The organism is Photorhabdus asymbiotica, assembly GCF_003634575.1.
In the GTDB taxonomy this organism is placed as follows: Bacteria; Pseudomonadota; Gammaproteobacteria; order Enterobacterales; family Enterobacteriaceae; genus Photorhabdus; species Photorhabdus asymbiotica.
This window is the reverse complement of record NZ_RBLJ01000004.1, coordinates 101,698-118,430: the sequence shown is the minus strand read 5'-3', so window position 1 is coordinate 118,430 and position 16,733 is coordinate 101,698. Positions and strand designations below refer to the sequence as shown.

Genomic DNA, 16,733 nt, shown 5'->3' with positions numbered 1-16,733 from the left:
GGGAAGTTTTGAACATTCTTTAAACTAAAGAAGGCGTAACATAAGGTTATGTTGTGAATGTAAGAAACATAATGCACATATCACACAGCGTAGTACAAATCAGTATTTCCATTAATTTAATAACCAGATTCGCACCACCCTATTTATCTCTATTTAATTGACTTCCTGAAAAAACTACCCGCTCAGTTTCCATAAATCCAAGTGATAAATGAAGATTCTGTGATTCTTCATTATTGATATCGGTATCAGATGCCATTTCAGTACATCCACGATCATTAGCCCAACTATTAATACATGTAACAAGTCGAGCCACCAAACCTTTCCTTCTTAATTCTGGGATAATATATACCCAATAGATTTCAAGATGCATCGCGACGGCAAGGGAGCGAATCCCCGGGAGCATAGATAACTCTGTGACCGGGGTGAGTGAGTGCAGCCAACAAAGAGGCAACTTGAAAGATAACAGGTATATACCCTTCATCCTTCAAGTTGCTGCTATATCTTAGAGACACTTTATCAAGATTATTTTCGATATCTATTCATTTATAAATTTTTAGGGGATAGCACTGCCAGATACTACGCGGAGACTTCAATTTCTTATTTTATTGTAGATAAGCCCCGGGCCAACCCGAGGCATTCTTTCAGCTCAAAGACTTTCTTGTAAGATACGACGGCTAATGTCCAACGTAATATCTCTATTTTCGCCCAATTGGGTCATTCCATGTGCTTCCAGCTGTTTCACTACACGATCAATGTCATCAATACTGAGGTTGTAATCCGACAAGTGAGTCTGAATCCCCAGATTTTCGAAGAAACTGCGGGTATGTGCAATAGCCTGATCAATACGCTGTTCTTCATTTCCGCTGGTGATACCCCAAACACGTTCACTATATTGGAGCAATTTGTCACGTTTATTTTCCCGGCAAACTTGCAAAGTCGCAGGTAAAATGACAGCAAGTGTTCGTGCATGATCAATATCGTAAAGCACGGTTAATTCATGACCGATAAAATGTGTGGACCAATCATGCGGTACTGCTACACCAATCAAGCCATTGAGAGCCATGGTAGTCACCCACATCAGATTAGCCCGGATATCGTAGTTATCGGGGGAACTTATCGCCTGCGGACCAATTTCAATTAATATCCGTAATAATCCTTCAGCAAACCGGTCCTGTACCATGCCATTAGCAGGGTAAGTCAGGTACTGCTCCATTACATGTACAAAGGCATCAACCACTCCGTTAGCCACCTGACGTAACGGGAGAGTATAGGTCTTTGTTGGGTCCATAATTGAAAATTGAGGAAAAACATACGGGCTCATAAAGTCCAGCTTAACTTGTTTCGCCTTATTGGTAATAACTGAACCATCGTTCATCTCTGAACCCGCTGCCGGCAAAGTTAAAACTGTACCAAACCGGAGCGCACTCCGAATAATAGCTCCTCCCTCTTCTAAAATACGCCAAGGTTCCCCTTCAAAATTCACAGCAGCCGCCACGAATTTAGTGCCATCAATCACAGAACCGCCACCGACAGCAAGTAGGAAATCCACTTCACTATTTCGTATCAATTCAACAGCTTTCATCAACGTTTCGTAGGTCGGGTTAGGCTCAATACCGCCAAACTCCTGGATAGTTCGGCCAGCCAATGCACCCCTGACCTCATCCAATGTCCCGGTTTTCTCAGCACTGCCACCACCGTAGAGAATCAGAACCCGCGCATCCTGAGGAACCAAGTCGTCAAGACGGCTAATAGTCTCTTTACCAAAAACTATTTTAGTTGGGTTGTAATACTCAAAATTTTGCATAATTATCTCGCTAAATTAGTCGGATATAATCTTTTAATATTCCCCACAGAATTTAATTATCAGGACCAACACGGACAACTAACTTGCCGAAATTATGACCTTGCAACAGACCAATAAACGCTTCCGGAGCATTTTCCAAACCTGTCACTATTTCTTCACGATATTTGATCCGCCCTTCAGCGCACCAAGTGGACATATCGCGCCAGAATTCATCAAAACGCCGAGCATAATGATCAGAAATAATGAACCCCTCCATTCGAATTCGCTTCTGTAGCAATTGCCCCATTAATAAAGGCACACGATCTGGCCCTTTCGGAATACGAGTCGCGTTATAGAACGACACCATTCCACAAACCGGAACACGAGCAAAGATATTTAGCAACGGCAAAACTGCGTTAAATACCTTCCCTCCTACATTTTCAAAATAAATATCGATACCTTTAGGACAAGCACGGCGCAATTGGTCAGCAAAGTCTGGATCATGGTGGTCAAGACAAACATCAAATCCCAACACATCAACAGCATAACGGCATTTTTCTGCACCACCAGCAACGCCAACGACGTAACAGCCTTTAAGCTTACCGATTTGCCCAACCGTAGCCCCCACCGGACCCATTGCAGCAGCAACAACCAATATCTCCCCCGCTTTAGGTTGACCAATATCTAATAGACCCATATAAGCGGTAAAGCCAGGCATACCCAGCACGCCTAATGTATAGGACGGGTAAGAAGGCGATTGTCCTAAATTGGTAAGAGCACCACCGTCGGAAACGGCATAATCCTGCCAACCACTATCCGCCAGTACCCAATCACCGACCTGATATCCCGAATGGTTAGAAGATACTACTCGGCTTACCGTTGAACCAACCATAACATTATCAAGCTCTACCGATGGAGCATAAGAGGCTTCATCATTCATCCGTCCACGCATGTAAGGGTCCAGGGAAAGAAAAACACTGCGTAACAGAATTTCGCCTTCTCTGAGCTCTGGAATAGGTTGCTGTTCTAAACGAAAATTAGATGGTGTAGGAAAACCGTGCGGACGTGAAGCTAATACAATACGGCGATTTATTTGTTGTGTTTGAGACATTTATATTTTCCTTCAACATAAAGTTAGTATCATTGAATTACCTAAAAAGCAGACCAGTCGTCTAACTCTTAGGTATAAGAAACACTCATAAATAGTGGTATCTCCAACAGAATTTTTATCTTTTATGCATCCAGTATGCATCCAGCAAACGCTTCGTAAGTCACCAAAGCACTCTGTAATGGTGCACTACTCTGCGTGATCTTTGCCATCAAACTGGCGCCTAACCCAATCTGGTATAGCGTTTCAGCCAATGGAAAAGTTTCTTCAGCAGTACAATCCACCTTCAGGGGCAACACCATCTCCCAAAGGTTCCAACCAACCCTGCCAGTACTGCATTAGGTTTTCCTTCGAAGTCCACTCTTCACGCGCCATGATGTTGTCCATCTTTGCGAGAGAAAATACGTAAAGTAATCTTCAAGCATAGCGGTACCAAATATCCCTCTTGACGCAAGATAATAATAAAATAAACCTTTTGGCACTTCTGCCACTTTCCAAATTTCATTAAGTCCGACCGCTGCAAGACCTTTACACCCAATAATTTTTTGAACGATTTCTAGAATATGCTGACGGATATCTTGGGACTGTTTACTCATTTGTATAAACATAGCCTACACATTATTAGACCCATCGTCTATGATCAGGCTAAAATTTTACTGCCTATAAATAAAAATATAAAATTACATTCTAATTTAACTTATTACCATATTACCACTGATTTATAACTTCATTCTGAAATATAATTACTGTTTAAAATTCCATTAATAAATTAATTCGTTAACAACGGAAGATTTTGATTTTTACTTTTAACATAATAGCGGGCAGTTCCTTGCTTATTAATATCGTAAATTATAAACAATAAAAAACAAATAGGGCACATTATCCTATTTCAAAAATATTAAATACTAATGACACTATGTTTACATTAATTTCCATTTTTCTAAAATTTTTATCAAATATGCAACAATACCTACAGTTAATATAATTTGGCATTATTATTCAAACTTCTTTGAATCAATAAATTTATAATCAATAACCAATCCTTATCAAATTAATATATATGATTATCGTTGCGCCTAATAAATACAATTATTGCCCAGTTATACTCATCCAACATCACAATGCATTAACATTTCACCCGTAAAATTGCAAACCAATGTTCGATGTATAATAAAATTATTATTAATTAACCATAAACTTAAAAACCTACATTTATTTGCCATTACAATCGTTCTATATATTATTTATTAAAAACATAGATATATTTTATCATCTATATTTATGTTTTTAATTATAAACATATAATTAATCTCTTATTATTTTATAATAAAACTCAAAGGGCAAAAAAATTGACATTCATCTCAAAGAAAAGGTATCTTTTGAAAACACCGAAATTATAGAAATTTTTATTTGCATAGTTAATAGATAGTTTATTTTAGTTTTTTAAATTAGATAAGAATTATCACTAACTATAATTAAGATGGCTACAACAGTGAGCAGGAAACCCCAAATAAAAATAAATTAAGTTTAAGGAAGAATTATGAAATGGAATTCCAATAAAGCAGTAAAAAATTAGCCATAAAATATGATCTAGAAGGTCGGTTCCACTCAAGATATTTAGTTAACCCAATGGGTTAGATTTTAATCTTGGCATTTATTAAACACATTTTTAAAATTAATCATAAGAGGTAATACCATGTCAGAGATCGAAGCTATTACATTAAAAGCACCAATCAGCGTTATTGCAAAAGTAACTAATAAATCAGTATATAAACTCAAACTTATCCAAGACTCTATTCGCTTGGATCAAGGTGAGTGGACAACTCTTCCTCCTCAAGTAATTAATAGAAGCAATGATAACACTCCAGGAAAAGCTATTTGGAGAAGTGACTCAAATAGTATTCTGAGTGGTGTTGCAGGACGTTGTACTTATGTATTTGTAGATAGCAAAGGCGAAATCTATAGCATTTATATTACATGGAGTAACCCTCTGATTGGAAGCAGCAGCTACTCAATATCAACAGACTATGAAGGTGATGATTTACATCTGTCCTACACAGCAGACGTTGGTAATAACCCAGTAGTAGAATATACTATTGTAACCTAATATTTAATAATTTATATTAACAACCATTCCTGTAAAGAATATTTAACATTTATTCTACAGGAATGGTTTATTTATTTTAAAATATTCCCTATTTCAATCAAAAACTAATTTACATTATTCTATCCGTTGCTAAATGATGCCTTATTTCACAAGCGGGTTCTATTTATATTATTTCCCTATAACCCCATCAATACCACTTTTTTATTATTGAATTGTCATCAATAGGTTTTTACAGATGGTGCCTGGTAAGTGTTAAAACGATTAAGTAAGATGACTGGATCTTGTTCGATTATTGCCATATGACGATATTTTTCATGTAAAAATTGTTCATCAGCCATTCTATTAATCATAGCAACCAGTGGATCGTAAAAATTATTAATATTCAGAATACCACAAGGCTTAGTGTGCAACCCAATTTGGCTCCAAGTAAATACTTCACTAAACTCCTCTAACGTACCAAAACCACCAGGTAAAGCAACAAAAGCATCCGCGAGTTCAATCATCTTATTTTTACGCTGATGCATAGTTTCAACAATGTACAATTCCGTCAGGTTCTTGTGTGATATTTCCCGCTTTTCCAACAATGTTGGAATAACACCAATAACCTTACCGCCCTCTTTTAGAACAGTATCAGCAACAGTTCCCATAATGCCCACACTGGCCCCACCATAAATTAAAGTCATATCTCGCTTAACTAATTCCTTCGCAAAGATAATGGCATTTTCTTTATAGATTTCAGATGCACCAAGACTTGAGCCACAATAAACAGCAATACTTTTCATTATCTAAGTTCCTGTTACTTTGTATTTACTATAAAAAGCACAATTATACATTGTCATAACTATTATACAACTCATTTATGTATAGATATAATATAACTTAAAAAATTAATTATTAGTCATTGATGAATTATCAATATTTCATAATACAATTTAATTTTTTATAGAATGATCCCCTAATACTGAAAAATAATTTTACTATTTGATATAACATAATATAATGAATGAAAAATATTTATTTAAAATTATATTCTTCAAACCTATTGAGTTATCTGCGTTTCACTGAGAAGATTATCAACCAGATCATTTGATTTTAATTGAGGTTTTGCCCGGATGTCTTCTTCCAAGCTCCAAAGGAATGCTTTTCCGTTAATACCTGTAATATTGTTATTATTCTCCATGGCATCAATTCAGAGTGGTGCTTCCCTTGCCAAAACTCTATTTCCAGTCATCGGTGCACCTGGCGTTACTGCTTTGCGACTGAGTCTTGGGACTATCATTCTATTTCTTATTTTTAAACCTTGGCGCCTACATTTTCGCCGAGACTCAATGATGCCACTGCTAACCTATGGTATTGCTCTCGGGGCAATGAATTATACGTTTTATATGGCACTGACGACGATTCCCTTAGGTATTGCCGTTGCTCTTGAGTTTACTGGTCCACTGGCAGTAGCCATGTTCTCATCACGCCGACCAATAGATTTTCTCTGGGTTGCGTTAGTTATTGCTGGTCTGGCTTTCCTATTACCCATTGGTAATAATATTGATAGGTTGGACCCTGTAGGGATTATCTATGCACTCAGTGCTGGTGTTTGCTGGGCACTGTATATTATTTTCGGTCAACGCGCGGGGGCAGGTTACGGAGCGGCAACAGTTTCTATCGGATCATTTATCGCTGCCCTGATATTTTTCCCCGTCGGGTTAATACAAACAGGACCAGAACTGCTATTTGATATGTCAATTATGCCTCTGGCACTTGCAATCGCTATTCTGTCTACTGCGTTCCCATACACACTGGAAATGATTGCTCTGACCCGTTTACCCGCACAAACATTTGGTACTTTGATGAGTCTTGAACCAGCCCTTGGCGCTTTATCTGGTATTGTTTTTCTCAATGAACATCTAACTACAGCTCAATGGTTGGCCCTATTTTGTATTATTTTTGCCTCTATCGGTTCTACGTCAACCATTAAAGGGAAACCAAAAATCGTAGAAGTCGACAAATAATTTCATTTAGTCGAAGTAAAATGAAAACCGGAGCAATTTAAGATAATTCTCCGGTTACTTATATATCCTTCATCTTTCAAGTTGCTGCTTTGTTGGTAGCTTTCTCTCACCCCAGTCACATGGTTTCATTGTTAATATGTGAGTTATAATTCTTACTGACAATTTGTTTATAAGAATGATCTATTAATTTAATAGGAATAAGCTATGTGATTCAATATTAATATCAAGTTATATTCATTCTCACAAATGAGAAACTCATTATTAATACTAAGGGAAAACTATTATGGATACAGCCAAATTAATTAAAACAAAATCATCAACACTACTTTATTCTCGTAATGATGTTGACGATGATATTAAGCAGGAAACAATTGAAATTCTGAACCATATGGTGATCCATTTTATTGATCTTTCCCTGCTCACCAAACAAGCACATTGGAACATGCGCGGTAGAAATTTTATTGCTATCCACGAAATGCTGGATAACTTCCATACTACTATTACTGAACATATAGATACTTTCGCAGAAAGAGTTGTACAATTTGGTGGAGTAACACTCGGAACTGTACAAGCAGTCAATAAACATACTTCACTGAAAAGCTACCCAACAAATATCCATAACGTACAAGATCATTTAAAAGCACTGGCTGATCGTTATGCCATTGTTGCTAATGACATCCGCACAACTATTGATGAAATTGAGGACGAAAACACCGCAGATATGCTTACTGCTGCCTCTCGTGACCTCGACAAATTCTTATGGTTTATTGAAGCAAACATTGAGCAATAAAATTAAGAGGCCATCATATAAGAGCCCTACGTCACCCACAGGACCAGCTAACAACGTGGTCCTGTTTATCCACTCAAGACTCCAGCATTGCAAAACATCATAAAATTCCCGTCATACAGACAAATTTCGTTATATCCTTTAAAAATAAACACAAATTGTCTATAATCTATGCTTATTTTCATAAGTAACTTGAGGAAATAATAAAATGGATGCCGAAGTAAAAGACAGTAATGGTACTGTGCTCAATGATGGTGATTCTGTACAAATCATCAAGGATTTGAAAGTAAAAGGTACATCAGTGACTTTAAAACGCGGTACTGTGATTAAAAATATCCGCCTAAATCATCGTGAAGATGAAATCGAATGTAACGCAGACAAAATCAAAGGGTTGGTATTGAAAACCTGCTTTCTAAAAAAAGTAGGATAAACCGCCCCTTCTGTCGATTTTATAAAGGATAAATAACTTGCAAATTTTCGTGCAAGTTATTTATCCTTTCATTTGTCTGATTTCAGCTTCCGAAAGAATTTTCGGTTGTTCAATAGGGAAAACCGGCAGAGCATTTAGCAACCTCAGCCCATATTTTTTACTCAGCAAACGCCGGTCATAGATAATCACATCACCATAACATTCGTGGCTGCGAATAAGCCTTCCTACCTGCTGAATAAGACTGAAAGAAGCACTTGGCAAACTTTGTACTTCAAAGGGGTAACGTCTAAGCGATTTCAACCACTCACCTTCAGTAATAATGACCGGATTGTTAACTGGGGGAAATGTGATTTTATGAATGTGAACCTGAGACAGATAATCACCCTTTAAATCCAGACCTTCAGCAAAAGATTGCAACCCAACTAACACACTACATTGCCCTTCATTTATACGCTGACAATGTGTTTCAACTAATCGGTAACGCGGCTGATCCCCTTGAACAAGTAGCATCAAACGTAAATCCATCACATAAGTGAGAAAGGTATCCATCGCCCTCTGACTACTGAACAGAATCAACATTCCTTTATGCTGCTGACTCAACAATTGCGTTCTGAAATAACGAGCCATCTCTTCCAAGTGAGCAGTTTCATTGTCAATTGTCGGCTCCAGCGACATTTGGGGAATAACCAGTTTTCCCTGCCGCACATGATCAAAAGGTGATGATAACGTGACAAAACGATCACCTGCTTTTTCAGTTAATCCAGTCAATTCCTGAATACGGGAAAAACTGTTCAGAGAACGAAGCGTTGCTGATGTCACAACCACATGGGGAATATTACGCCAAAGCAGTTGATTGAGCTGTTCACTGACTCTGATACCCGCGCAATAGAAATAGAGGTGTGACTGGTTTTTTCCATAGCGGCGTCTCAACCATTTTGAGACCGGTGCACCAGATGACTCTTCCAATGAAGCCAACCGCCATAATTTGGTCATATTTTCAAAGTATCCAAGCGTGCGACTCGTATGCAAAATAGACCGATGCAAGCTGCCAATATCCTGTTTAGCTGTTCGCTCAGTCAAATCATTAAGTATCGTTTCTGCCAACCCACGTAAACCATCAGTCAATTTGAACAATTGCTGACAGCAAAGTAGCAAGTTATCCGGTAACTTACCCATCTCAAACAAATACTCATCTATTTCACTTTTTTCAGGTAAAAGTGTCTGAGTGACAGTAGCAAGCTCTTTAAAATATTCCCTTATTTTTTCACTATGTTCATTAAGACGACTAGCATTAGCCAGACGCGGAGGCTTTGCTGGATGGAATTGCACCAGATATTGCTCAACATGGCGAATAAAAGTATCCAACTGACCATTAAGCTGAAACAGAGTAATTTCCCCTTCAACTTCCAGCGCATCTCGCGCAACATCAGGTATATGATGGCCTTCATCAAGTACTAATAACAAATTCCTGGCATCGGGTAGTACCGATTCATTCTCCAGTGCCGCCATCACCAACGCATGGTTAGCGACCACCACATCCACATTTTCGATCTCACGGCGAGCAATAAAAAATGGGCAACGATGATAATATTGACAATTACGACCAAGACAGTTTGCTTTATCTGTGCTCACTTTCGACCACAAAACATCAGACAAAGCCAGTTTATGGTGATCACGCAATCCATCCCAAGCAAAAGTTGTGTAGTCACTGTGCAATCTGCGGCACAGTTCCTTTTCTTCACTATTAGCAAGTTCTGTTTTGTCCTCAACCAAAAACATTAAATCTATCTGTTCACCATTGTGTGCACAGATGGCTTCAAGATTACGTGGACAAACATAACGCCCACGCCCAAACGCACCTGTAAATTTCAAATCAGGAATAATTTTGCGCAATAAAGGAAGATCTTTACTGTAAATCTGATCCTGTAAAGCGACATTAGCGGTACTAATGACCAAAGGCTTGCTTTCTGCTCTGCTAACCGCAATGCCGGGGATCAAATAGGAAAGGGTTTTACCAATTCCGGTCGGCGCTTCAATAATTAAATGGCGCCCTTCCTGACCAGCAAGGTTTTTTGCAACTTCAGCAATCATCTGCCTTTGTGGAGCACGGGAAATAAAGCCATCAATATGTTGAGGCAACGCCTTATACCACTGGCTTATCTGATTTTTTATTGAACTAGAAAGTGCCATTGAATTCTGCTGTCATAAAACCGATGCGCCATTTTCCCACAGAGCAGAAATGAAATCAGCTCAATATCGAGATTATAAGATCTAGTGAATAACTAGATACCAAATTCAGTAAATTATCATGCCAATAAGAGCCTGACTAAATGCTCTGACAGTATAGGATAATGATATTAATTTCATCGATTCAAAGCGTTACTCATTATCCATAAAGTAAATTGGTTATTGCCTTGTCAGCTATTCAGAACCCTATATACTTCCTATTTTCTAGATCACCAGAGAATAATAATGAAAAAACCACTTATCACGTTCATCGCTATCCTTTTTGCATTTGGTTCAATTGGCGGCGTATTCTTAGCGGGCCTCAACATGTATACCCGCTCAACGACACCGATAGAACCACCAACCAATCAACAGCAAGAGACAACCACAGCGCCGGTACAGCAATAATAACGGACCGCGATACTATTTTAACTTTTGTATAAATGAGGACTCCCATGAATAATTCACACTTCGTTAGTGCTCAATGGCTAAAAGATCATCTTGATGATGAGAATCTCGTCATCATTGATGCAACGGCACCACCGCCACCTCAACAAATCGATTGTCGTCAGCTCTGGCTAGATACACACATTCCCGGTGCCCAATTTTTTGATTTGGATAAAATTGCAGATCATCAAAACGGATTGCCTCATATGTTGCCAGATCCGCAAACGTTTAGTCAGTCTGTTGGGGCAATGGGTATTAGCGAAAACCATTTAGTCGTCATTTATGACCAAGGTAATATGTTCTCCGCCCCTCGCGCATGGTGGACATTTAAGGTATTAGGCAGCCACAACGTTCGTATTCTTGACGGAGGTCTACAGAGCTGGCAGCAAGCGGGATTTCCAACAGAATCAGGTGAAGTGACTCGCAGTCCTCAAACTTTTCATACCAATTTCGATGCCAGCCGGGTGAAATCACTGGAACAAATTCTGGCTTCACTCAATGATCCACGAATTCAAATCGTGGATGCCAGAGCAGCAGACCGTTTTCAGGCTAAAGCACCTGAACCACGCCCTGGATTAAGAATGGGCCATATTCCTGGTAGTAAAAATGTTCCGTGGACTATGCTGGTAGCAAATGGTCATTTTAAATCAGCAACCGAAATTGCAGATATTTTCCTCCAGCAACACGTTGATTTAAACAAACCTATTATTACTAGTTGTGGCTCAGGTATGACAGCCGCTGTTTTAGTACTGGGTTTAGATATAATCGGTAAAAAAGATGTTTATTTATATGACGGTTCGTGGGCTGAATGGGGAGCAGATGATATCCTGCCACTGGAGAAATAATTAACACCAAAGGGCATATTTACCTTATGCCCTAGAATAAATAAACGGCAGGACATTAGCTTTAGAAATAGTATAACCACTATTTAGCACAAACATTCTGATATGCATTTTTGGCAATCAATAACATCCTATCCAATAATTTCCATATCGTTATTATTCAATCTATTAATTAGTGTTATTTTTATCAAACAAAGTTACATAAAATAATTAAACAAGTATATTTGTAAATTTAAATATTATTATCATTAACTTAAAATTCAACTCTATATTTTATTTAAAAATAATATTAAGCTATTACTCCAACAAGAGTTATTGTTGCAAGACATTCTTGTTAATGAGTCATAGGTATGGACAGCAGGTAGAAACAAAAATAACAAATAAAATATCCTAGTGAAATAGGTTATACCCAATAGATTTCGAGTTGCAGCGCGGCGGCAAGTGAACGAATCCCCAGGAGCATAGATAACTATGTGACTGGGGTGAGTGAAAGCAGCCAACAAAGCAGCAACTTGAAGGATGAAGGGTATAAGAGAGTTGAATATTAATGTTTTAACCAGGACATAATATCATTATTTATATCATAAAAATGGAGAATGAAAATGACTATTTCCCTTCAAGATCAAAGAATAAATCTTGCGCTAAGCTTTATTAGTGGATCAGGAAGTATAATCACCGAGCAATCAGAACCAACTCTCGTTGCAGAAAATATTAAAGAATCATTGGAAAAGAGTATAATTACAGCTAATAGATTCTCTATCGTTTGGGGACCTGCTGTTTTTCGTATTGATAATGGAAAAAATACTAAGGATAACAAGGACGACCACGTTTTATTTATTGTAAAAAACCGTAGATTTCCATATGACTATCGAATCGTTATTCGCGGATCATGGTCTGATGTTAATTGGCAAATTGAAAACTTTGCTGTACACGAAACGGTAAACTGGTCACTTTGGGACTCCAATATTCCCGCAGATTTCAAAGACGCTAAGATTTCTTATGGAACACACTTAGCATTAGACTACATTGTTAATCAAGCAAAAAGTAATAATACCCCTGGCTATGGGGAATCACTGATTGATGCAATTGATAAAATTTCCCAAGAAAAGGGAATACATAATATTACTATTACAGGTCATAGTTTAGGGGGTGTACTGGCTTCTACCCTTGGATTATACCTAAAGCGGTTGTACCTTAATAAAGGAAAAAATAATATCCGTATTAATGTCTGTGCTTTTGCCAGCCCAATTACTGGCAATAATGTTTTTTCGTCCTACGTTAAATATATTTTTAATTCCATATCTATAAAAAGTTATAAAAGTCATTTTTTACGGATCTATAATCGCAAAGATATTATTTCTTTAATCTGGCATCTCGATGGATTAGCACAAATTCCTACTATCTATGAACCATTGATTAAAATTGATGAAGAATTAATGAATAAATTTCAAAAAATTGTCCTTATTGTAAAAGATAAAGATTATACAAAACTTACTCCAGATTTACCTTTTACTGCACCGCTGTTAGAATCATCCCCAGATTTAAATAATCAGGTGGTTTTTCAACATATTAAAGCATATGCTAATCAATATGGTATGAATTTAGTTGAAGTTAATGACGGAACTAAACCACCTATTGATGATATTGTTGTTATTAATGGTAATTTATCTCAAGATATTATCGCCTATTTATCACGTATACCTCTACCTGGCGACAATACCAATATTGCATAATTTAGTTTATATTTATACTCAATAGATTTCGAGTTGCAGCGCGGCGGCAAGTGAACGAATCCCCAGGAGCATAGATAACTATGTGACTGGGGTGAGTGAAAGCAGCCAACAAAGCAGCAGCTTGAAAGATGAAGGGTATATTTGTTATCCGAAAAAATGGAGCTTTTATTAACGGCTCCATTAAATACGATAATATTTACTTAAATATAATAATAAAATCATTCCCCTCCAAATAACACCAATTCATTATCATTTATTTAGATATCCATAATAATATCTACGTGTAATTATTCAACATATAGTCATTATTATTTGATTTTAATTTCAATATAAATAATTTATATTTCATCAAATAAAATAATATCGAAAATTCCCACACGTTTATTTGACAGATTTAAAAGATATTATTAACTTTAAGTTTAATACTACTTTTTACCTGAATAGAAGATTAAAAACATTGATTCTTGATATTTAAACCTAAGCATCGACTTAACATTTATCATATAAAAAATAGGGAGTAAAAATGACTATCTCTCGTGAAGACCAAAAAGTAAATCTTGCGCTAAGCTTCATTATTAACTCTGGAGGTATAAAAACTGTCAAACCAGAACCCGGCATCGTTTCAGAAAATATTCAAAAATCATTGGAAAGCAGTAAAGCTACAGCGAATAAATTCTCTATCGTTTGGGGTCCTGCTGTATTCCGTGTTGACAGTATTGACCGGAAAAAAAGTATTATAGATAAAAAAGATGATCATGTTTTATTCATTGTGCAAAATCGCCATGACCCAAGTGACTACCGCGTTGTCATTCGAGGATCGTGGTCTGATATTAACTGGCTTAACGAAGATGTTATCGTCTGTAAAACTAAAGACTGGATACTATGGGATTCAAACTCACCCAAAGAGGCGAAGATTGCTTATGGAACAAACATGGCATTGGATTACATTATCAATCAAATGAAAAGCAACAACCCTCCGGGTTATGGAGAATCGCTCACTGATGCAATTGATAAAATTGCTCAGAAAGAAGGAATACAAAACATTACTATCACAGGTCACAGTTTGGGAGGAGTACTGTCTGCTACCATTGGTTTATATCTAAAGAGGCGGTATCTTGATAAAGGAAACAATAATATTCGTATTAATGTTTGTGCTTTTGCAGGTCCAACTGCTGGTAATGAGACTTTCGCATCCTACTCTGAATCTATTTTCAATGAAATATCAGTAGCCGGTTATAAAAGTCATTTTCTGAGAATTCATAATAGCATCGATGTTGTTCCCCTGGCCTGGCATATAAAAGGTTTGGAGGAAATTAAAGCTATCTATCCCGTATTAACTGTAACAGTTAATGGACTTATCATTTCTGTCCTTGATAAGAATTACACTCAAATTTTCCCGGATTTCCCTATTCATTCACAGATTCCAATATTACCAATAGCGTCGTTTGATGATTTACTGGTTAATATTGGAAATCAACATACTAAAGCCTATACCAAAGAGTATGGCATGAGTTTCATCACTATTGATGATAATTCAAAGATACCGACTGATTACGACATTGTTGTAGTTAATGATAGCCTATCCGAAAGTATTATTGATCTCTTCAAGTTTTTAACCAAGGGTAAAATAGTATTATAACCAATAGATTTAGAAATGGGGCCTTTATTAAAGGTTCCATTCTATTGTAATAAATTACTTAAACAATCACTATATAACCTCCCAAATATGTAATGGTATTTTTGTGAAATTATTTTACACATCATTTTTATCACTTATCTTTAATTTTAAAATAAATAATTTACATATTGTCAAATAAAACAATATTAAAAAATCCTTTGTATACATTTGACAGATACAAAATTCATTATTAAATTTAAACTTAACTGTACTTTTTATTTAAAAAAAATGCAAAAGACTAAGCCGTGATGTTTGAACCTAAACGCAAAATCAACATTTATCATATGAAAAATTTTTGGGGGTAAAAATGGCTATATCTTGTGAAGATCAAAAACTAAATCTCGCATTAAGCCTTATTATTAATTCTGGAGAAACCGATAAACCGGACAAAAAAAGCACCATCAAGACAGATATTTATACATCACTTAACAATAGTAAGGCAACAGCAGGGAAATTCTCTATCTGTTGGGGACCTGCTATATTCCAAGCTGATAAAAAATCCCATGATAAAAGATATGACCATGTTTTAATGATTGTGAAAAATTGCAATGATTCAAGTGATTATCGCCTTGTCATTCGGGGAACGTGGTCTAATATTAACGCGTTTGATGAAGATCTTAATGTATTAGAAACTGTAGATTGGTTAAAATGGGACCCAAAAGCACCTAATAATGCTAAAATTTCTAAGGGAACAGACAAAGCATTAAACTATATTCTCAGCCAAACAAAAGATGACTGTGGAGAATTGATAACTGATGCAATTGACAAAATTGCCCAGCAAAAAGGAATTCAGAATATTACCGTCACAGGACACAGTCTGGGTGGTGTAATGGCTTCTACCCTTAGTTTATATCTTAAAAGGTACTACATCAATAATAAAAATATACGTATTCACGCTTGTACCTTTGCAGGCCCAACTGCTGGCAATGATATTTTTGCATCCTATTCTGACTCTTTTTTTAAAGGAACATTAGACTCTGATTCTTATAAAAGTAATTTTCTAAGAATTCATAATATCAATGATATCGTTCCATTGGCATGGGCTAAAAATGATTTAAAGACAATTGAGAAACTCTATCCAAATCTAGCAGTCATAATTGGTGTTAAGTTCTACATCCATAAAACCCGCCATATACACTATACTCAACTCTCCCCAGAGTTATCTTTTTCAAAGAAGTTAGATAAATCTCTAAACATCCCTGAAAGTATCATGGACCAACATATTAAGGCATATCCCCACTGTTATAACATGTCCTACAAAGAAATTAAGGATAACTCAAAGGTACCTACTGATTGCGATATTGTTGTAGTTGACAGTGACTTATCTAAACATATTCCTAACTGTTGCACATCTCTAATTAAAGATGAGAGCGATGTGACATAACTTTACCATGTCATATATATTTTTTTAATTCATCATAAACGGAACCTTTATTAAAGGTTCCATTCTATTGCAATAAATTGCGTTTAAATAGAATAAGTAAATTATTTATTCCTGTATATCACTAAAATTACGCCAATTCACTATCACTCGCTTTTGTAGATACCAATTTAAATTATTTTCCATAGAAAATATCACCTACGCT

General features: G+C 36.5%; 16 protein-coding genes. 9 read left to right on the top strand and 7 right to left on the bottom strand.

Going from position 1 to position 16,733, the window contains the following annotated elements; all coding sequences use genetic code 11:
• Nucleotides 1–139: 139 nt before the first annotated feature.
• The 5 genes from BDD30_RS24310 to BDD30_RS16385 form a co-directional block, all read right to left on the bottom strand.
• Entirely contained in the window at nucleotides 140–370 is a 231-nt protein-coding gene (locus BDD30_RS24310; RefSeq protein ID WP_071823731.1) for a GNAT family N-acetyltransferase, read from the bottom strand.
• Nucleotides 371–646: 276 nt separating this feature from the next.
• On the bottom strand, nucleotides 647–1,804 hold the full coding sequence (locus tag BDD30_RS16395; RefSeq protein ID WP_015835035.1) for an iron-containing alcohol dehydrogenase: 1,158 nt from the start codon (nucleotides 1,802–1,804) through the stop codon (nucleotides 647–649).
• Nucleotides 1,805–1,856: 52 nt separating this feature from the next.
• Nucleotides 1,857–2,894, bottom strand: a complete 1,038-nt coding sequence (locus BDD30_RS16390; protein WP_015835036.1) for an NADP-dependent oxidoreductase — start codon at nucleotides 2,892–2,894, stop codon at nucleotides 1,857–1,859.
• 122 nt (nucleotides 2,895–3,016) lie between these two features.
• Entirely contained in the window at nucleotides 3,017–3,193 is a 177-nt protein-coding gene (locus BDD30_RS23720) for a hypothetical protein (protein ID WP_015835037.1), read from the bottom strand.
• A gap of 36 nt (nucleotides 3,194–3,229) precedes the next feature.
• Nucleotides 3,230–3,499, bottom strand: coding sequence for a TetR/AcrR family transcriptional regulator (locus BDD30_RS16385; protein ID WP_015835038.1), 270 nt, complete (start codon nucleotides 3,497–3,499; stop codon nucleotides 3,230–3,232).
• A 1,088-nt stretch (nucleotides 3,500–4,587) separates the two neighbouring features.
• Here BDD30_RS16385 and BDD30_RS16380 point away from each other — a divergent pair.
• Nucleotides 4,588–4,998, top strand: a complete 411-nt coding sequence (locus BDD30_RS16380; RefSeq protein WP_015835039.1) for a hypothetical protein — start codon at nucleotides 4,588–4,590, stop codon at nucleotides 4,996–4,998.
• Nucleotides 4,999–5,216: 218 nt separating this feature from the next.
• Here BDD30_RS16380 and BDD30_RS16375 read toward each other — a convergent pair whose 3' ends face one another.
• Nucleotides 5,217–5,780 (bottom strand): LOG family protein, encoded by a 564-nt coding sequence (locus tag BDD30_RS16375; protein WP_015835040.1) that lies wholly within the window; start codon nucleotides 5,778–5,780, stop codon nucleotides 5,217–5,219.
• Between the two features lie 330 nt (nucleotides 5,781–6,110).
• On the opposite strand from BDD30_RS16375, the gene rhtA reads away from it, so the two are divergent.
• The 3 genes from rhtA (at nucleotide 6,111) to BDD30_RS16360 (ending at nucleotide 8,221) form a co-directional block, all read left to right on the top strand.
• Nucleotides 6,111–7,004: a threonine/homoserine exporter RhtA gene (rhtA, locus tag BDD30_RS16370; protein ID WP_015835041.1), complete on the top strand. Its 894-nt coding sequence runs from the start codon at nucleotides 6,111–6,113 to the stop codon at nucleotides 7,002–7,004.
• A gap of 283 nt (nucleotides 7,005–7,287) precedes the next feature.
• Nucleotides 7,288–7,794: a DNA starvation/stationary phase protection protein Dps gene (gene dps, locus BDD30_RS16365; protein WP_015835042.1), complete on the top strand. Its 507-nt coding sequence runs from the start codon at nucleotides 7,288–7,290 to the stop codon at nucleotides 7,792–7,794.
• Between the two features lie 205 nt (nucleotides 7,795–7,999).
• Nucleotides 8,000–8,221 (top strand): alkylphosphonate utilization protein, encoded by a 222-nt coding sequence (locus tag BDD30_RS16360; protein ID WP_015835043.1) that lies wholly within the window; start codon nucleotides 8,000–8,002, stop codon nucleotides 8,219–8,221.
• Nucleotides 8,222–8,281: 60 nt separating this feature from the next.
• Here BDD30_RS16360 and dinG read toward each other — a convergent pair whose 3' ends face one another.
• A complete protein-coding gene (dinG, locus tag BDD30_RS16355; RefSeq protein WP_015835044.1) occupies nucleotides 8,282–10,411 on the bottom strand; it encodes an ATP-dependent DNA helicase DinG in 2,130 nt (709 codons plus the stop codon).
• Nucleotides 10,412–10,693: 282 nt separating this feature from the next.
• Between dinG and BDD30_RS23715 the strand changes: the two genes are divergently transcribed.
• From BDD30_RS23715 to BDD30_RS16325, 5 genes are all read left to right on the top strand, one after another.
• Nucleotides 10,694–10,855: a hypothetical protein gene (locus tag BDD30_RS23715; RefSeq protein ID WP_167319321.1), complete on the top strand. Its 162-nt coding sequence runs from the start codon at nucleotides 10,694–10,696 to the stop codon at nucleotides 10,853–10,855.
• Between the two features lie 47 nt (nucleotides 10,856–10,902).
• Nucleotides 10,903–11,739 carry a 3-mercaptopyruvate sulfurtransferase gene (sseA, locus tag BDD30_RS16350; protein WP_015835045.1) on the top strand — a complete coding sequence of 279 codons (837 nt, stop codon included), beginning with the start codon at nucleotides 10,903–10,905 and terminating at the stop codon, nucleotides 11,737–11,739.
• A 599-nt stretch (nucleotides 11,740–12,338) separates the two neighbouring features.
• Nucleotides 12,339–13,469, top strand: coding sequence for a lipase family protein (locus BDD30_RS16340; protein WP_015835046.1), 1,131 nt, complete (start codon nucleotides 12,339–12,341; stop codon nucleotides 13,467–13,469).
• A 523-nt stretch (nucleotides 13,470–13,992) separates the two neighbouring features.
• Nucleotides 13,993–15,108: a lipase family protein gene (locus BDD30_RS16330; RefSeq protein ID WP_015835047.1), complete on the top strand. Its 1,116-nt coding sequence runs from the start codon at nucleotides 13,993–13,995 to the stop codon at nucleotides 15,106–15,108.
• Between the two features lie 346 nt (nucleotides 15,109–15,454).
• Entirely contained in the window at nucleotides 15,455–16,531 is a 1,077-nt protein-coding gene (locus BDD30_RS16325; protein WP_041382138.1) for a lipase family protein, read from the top strand.
• Nucleotides 16,532–16,733 lie beyond the last annotated feature (202 nt).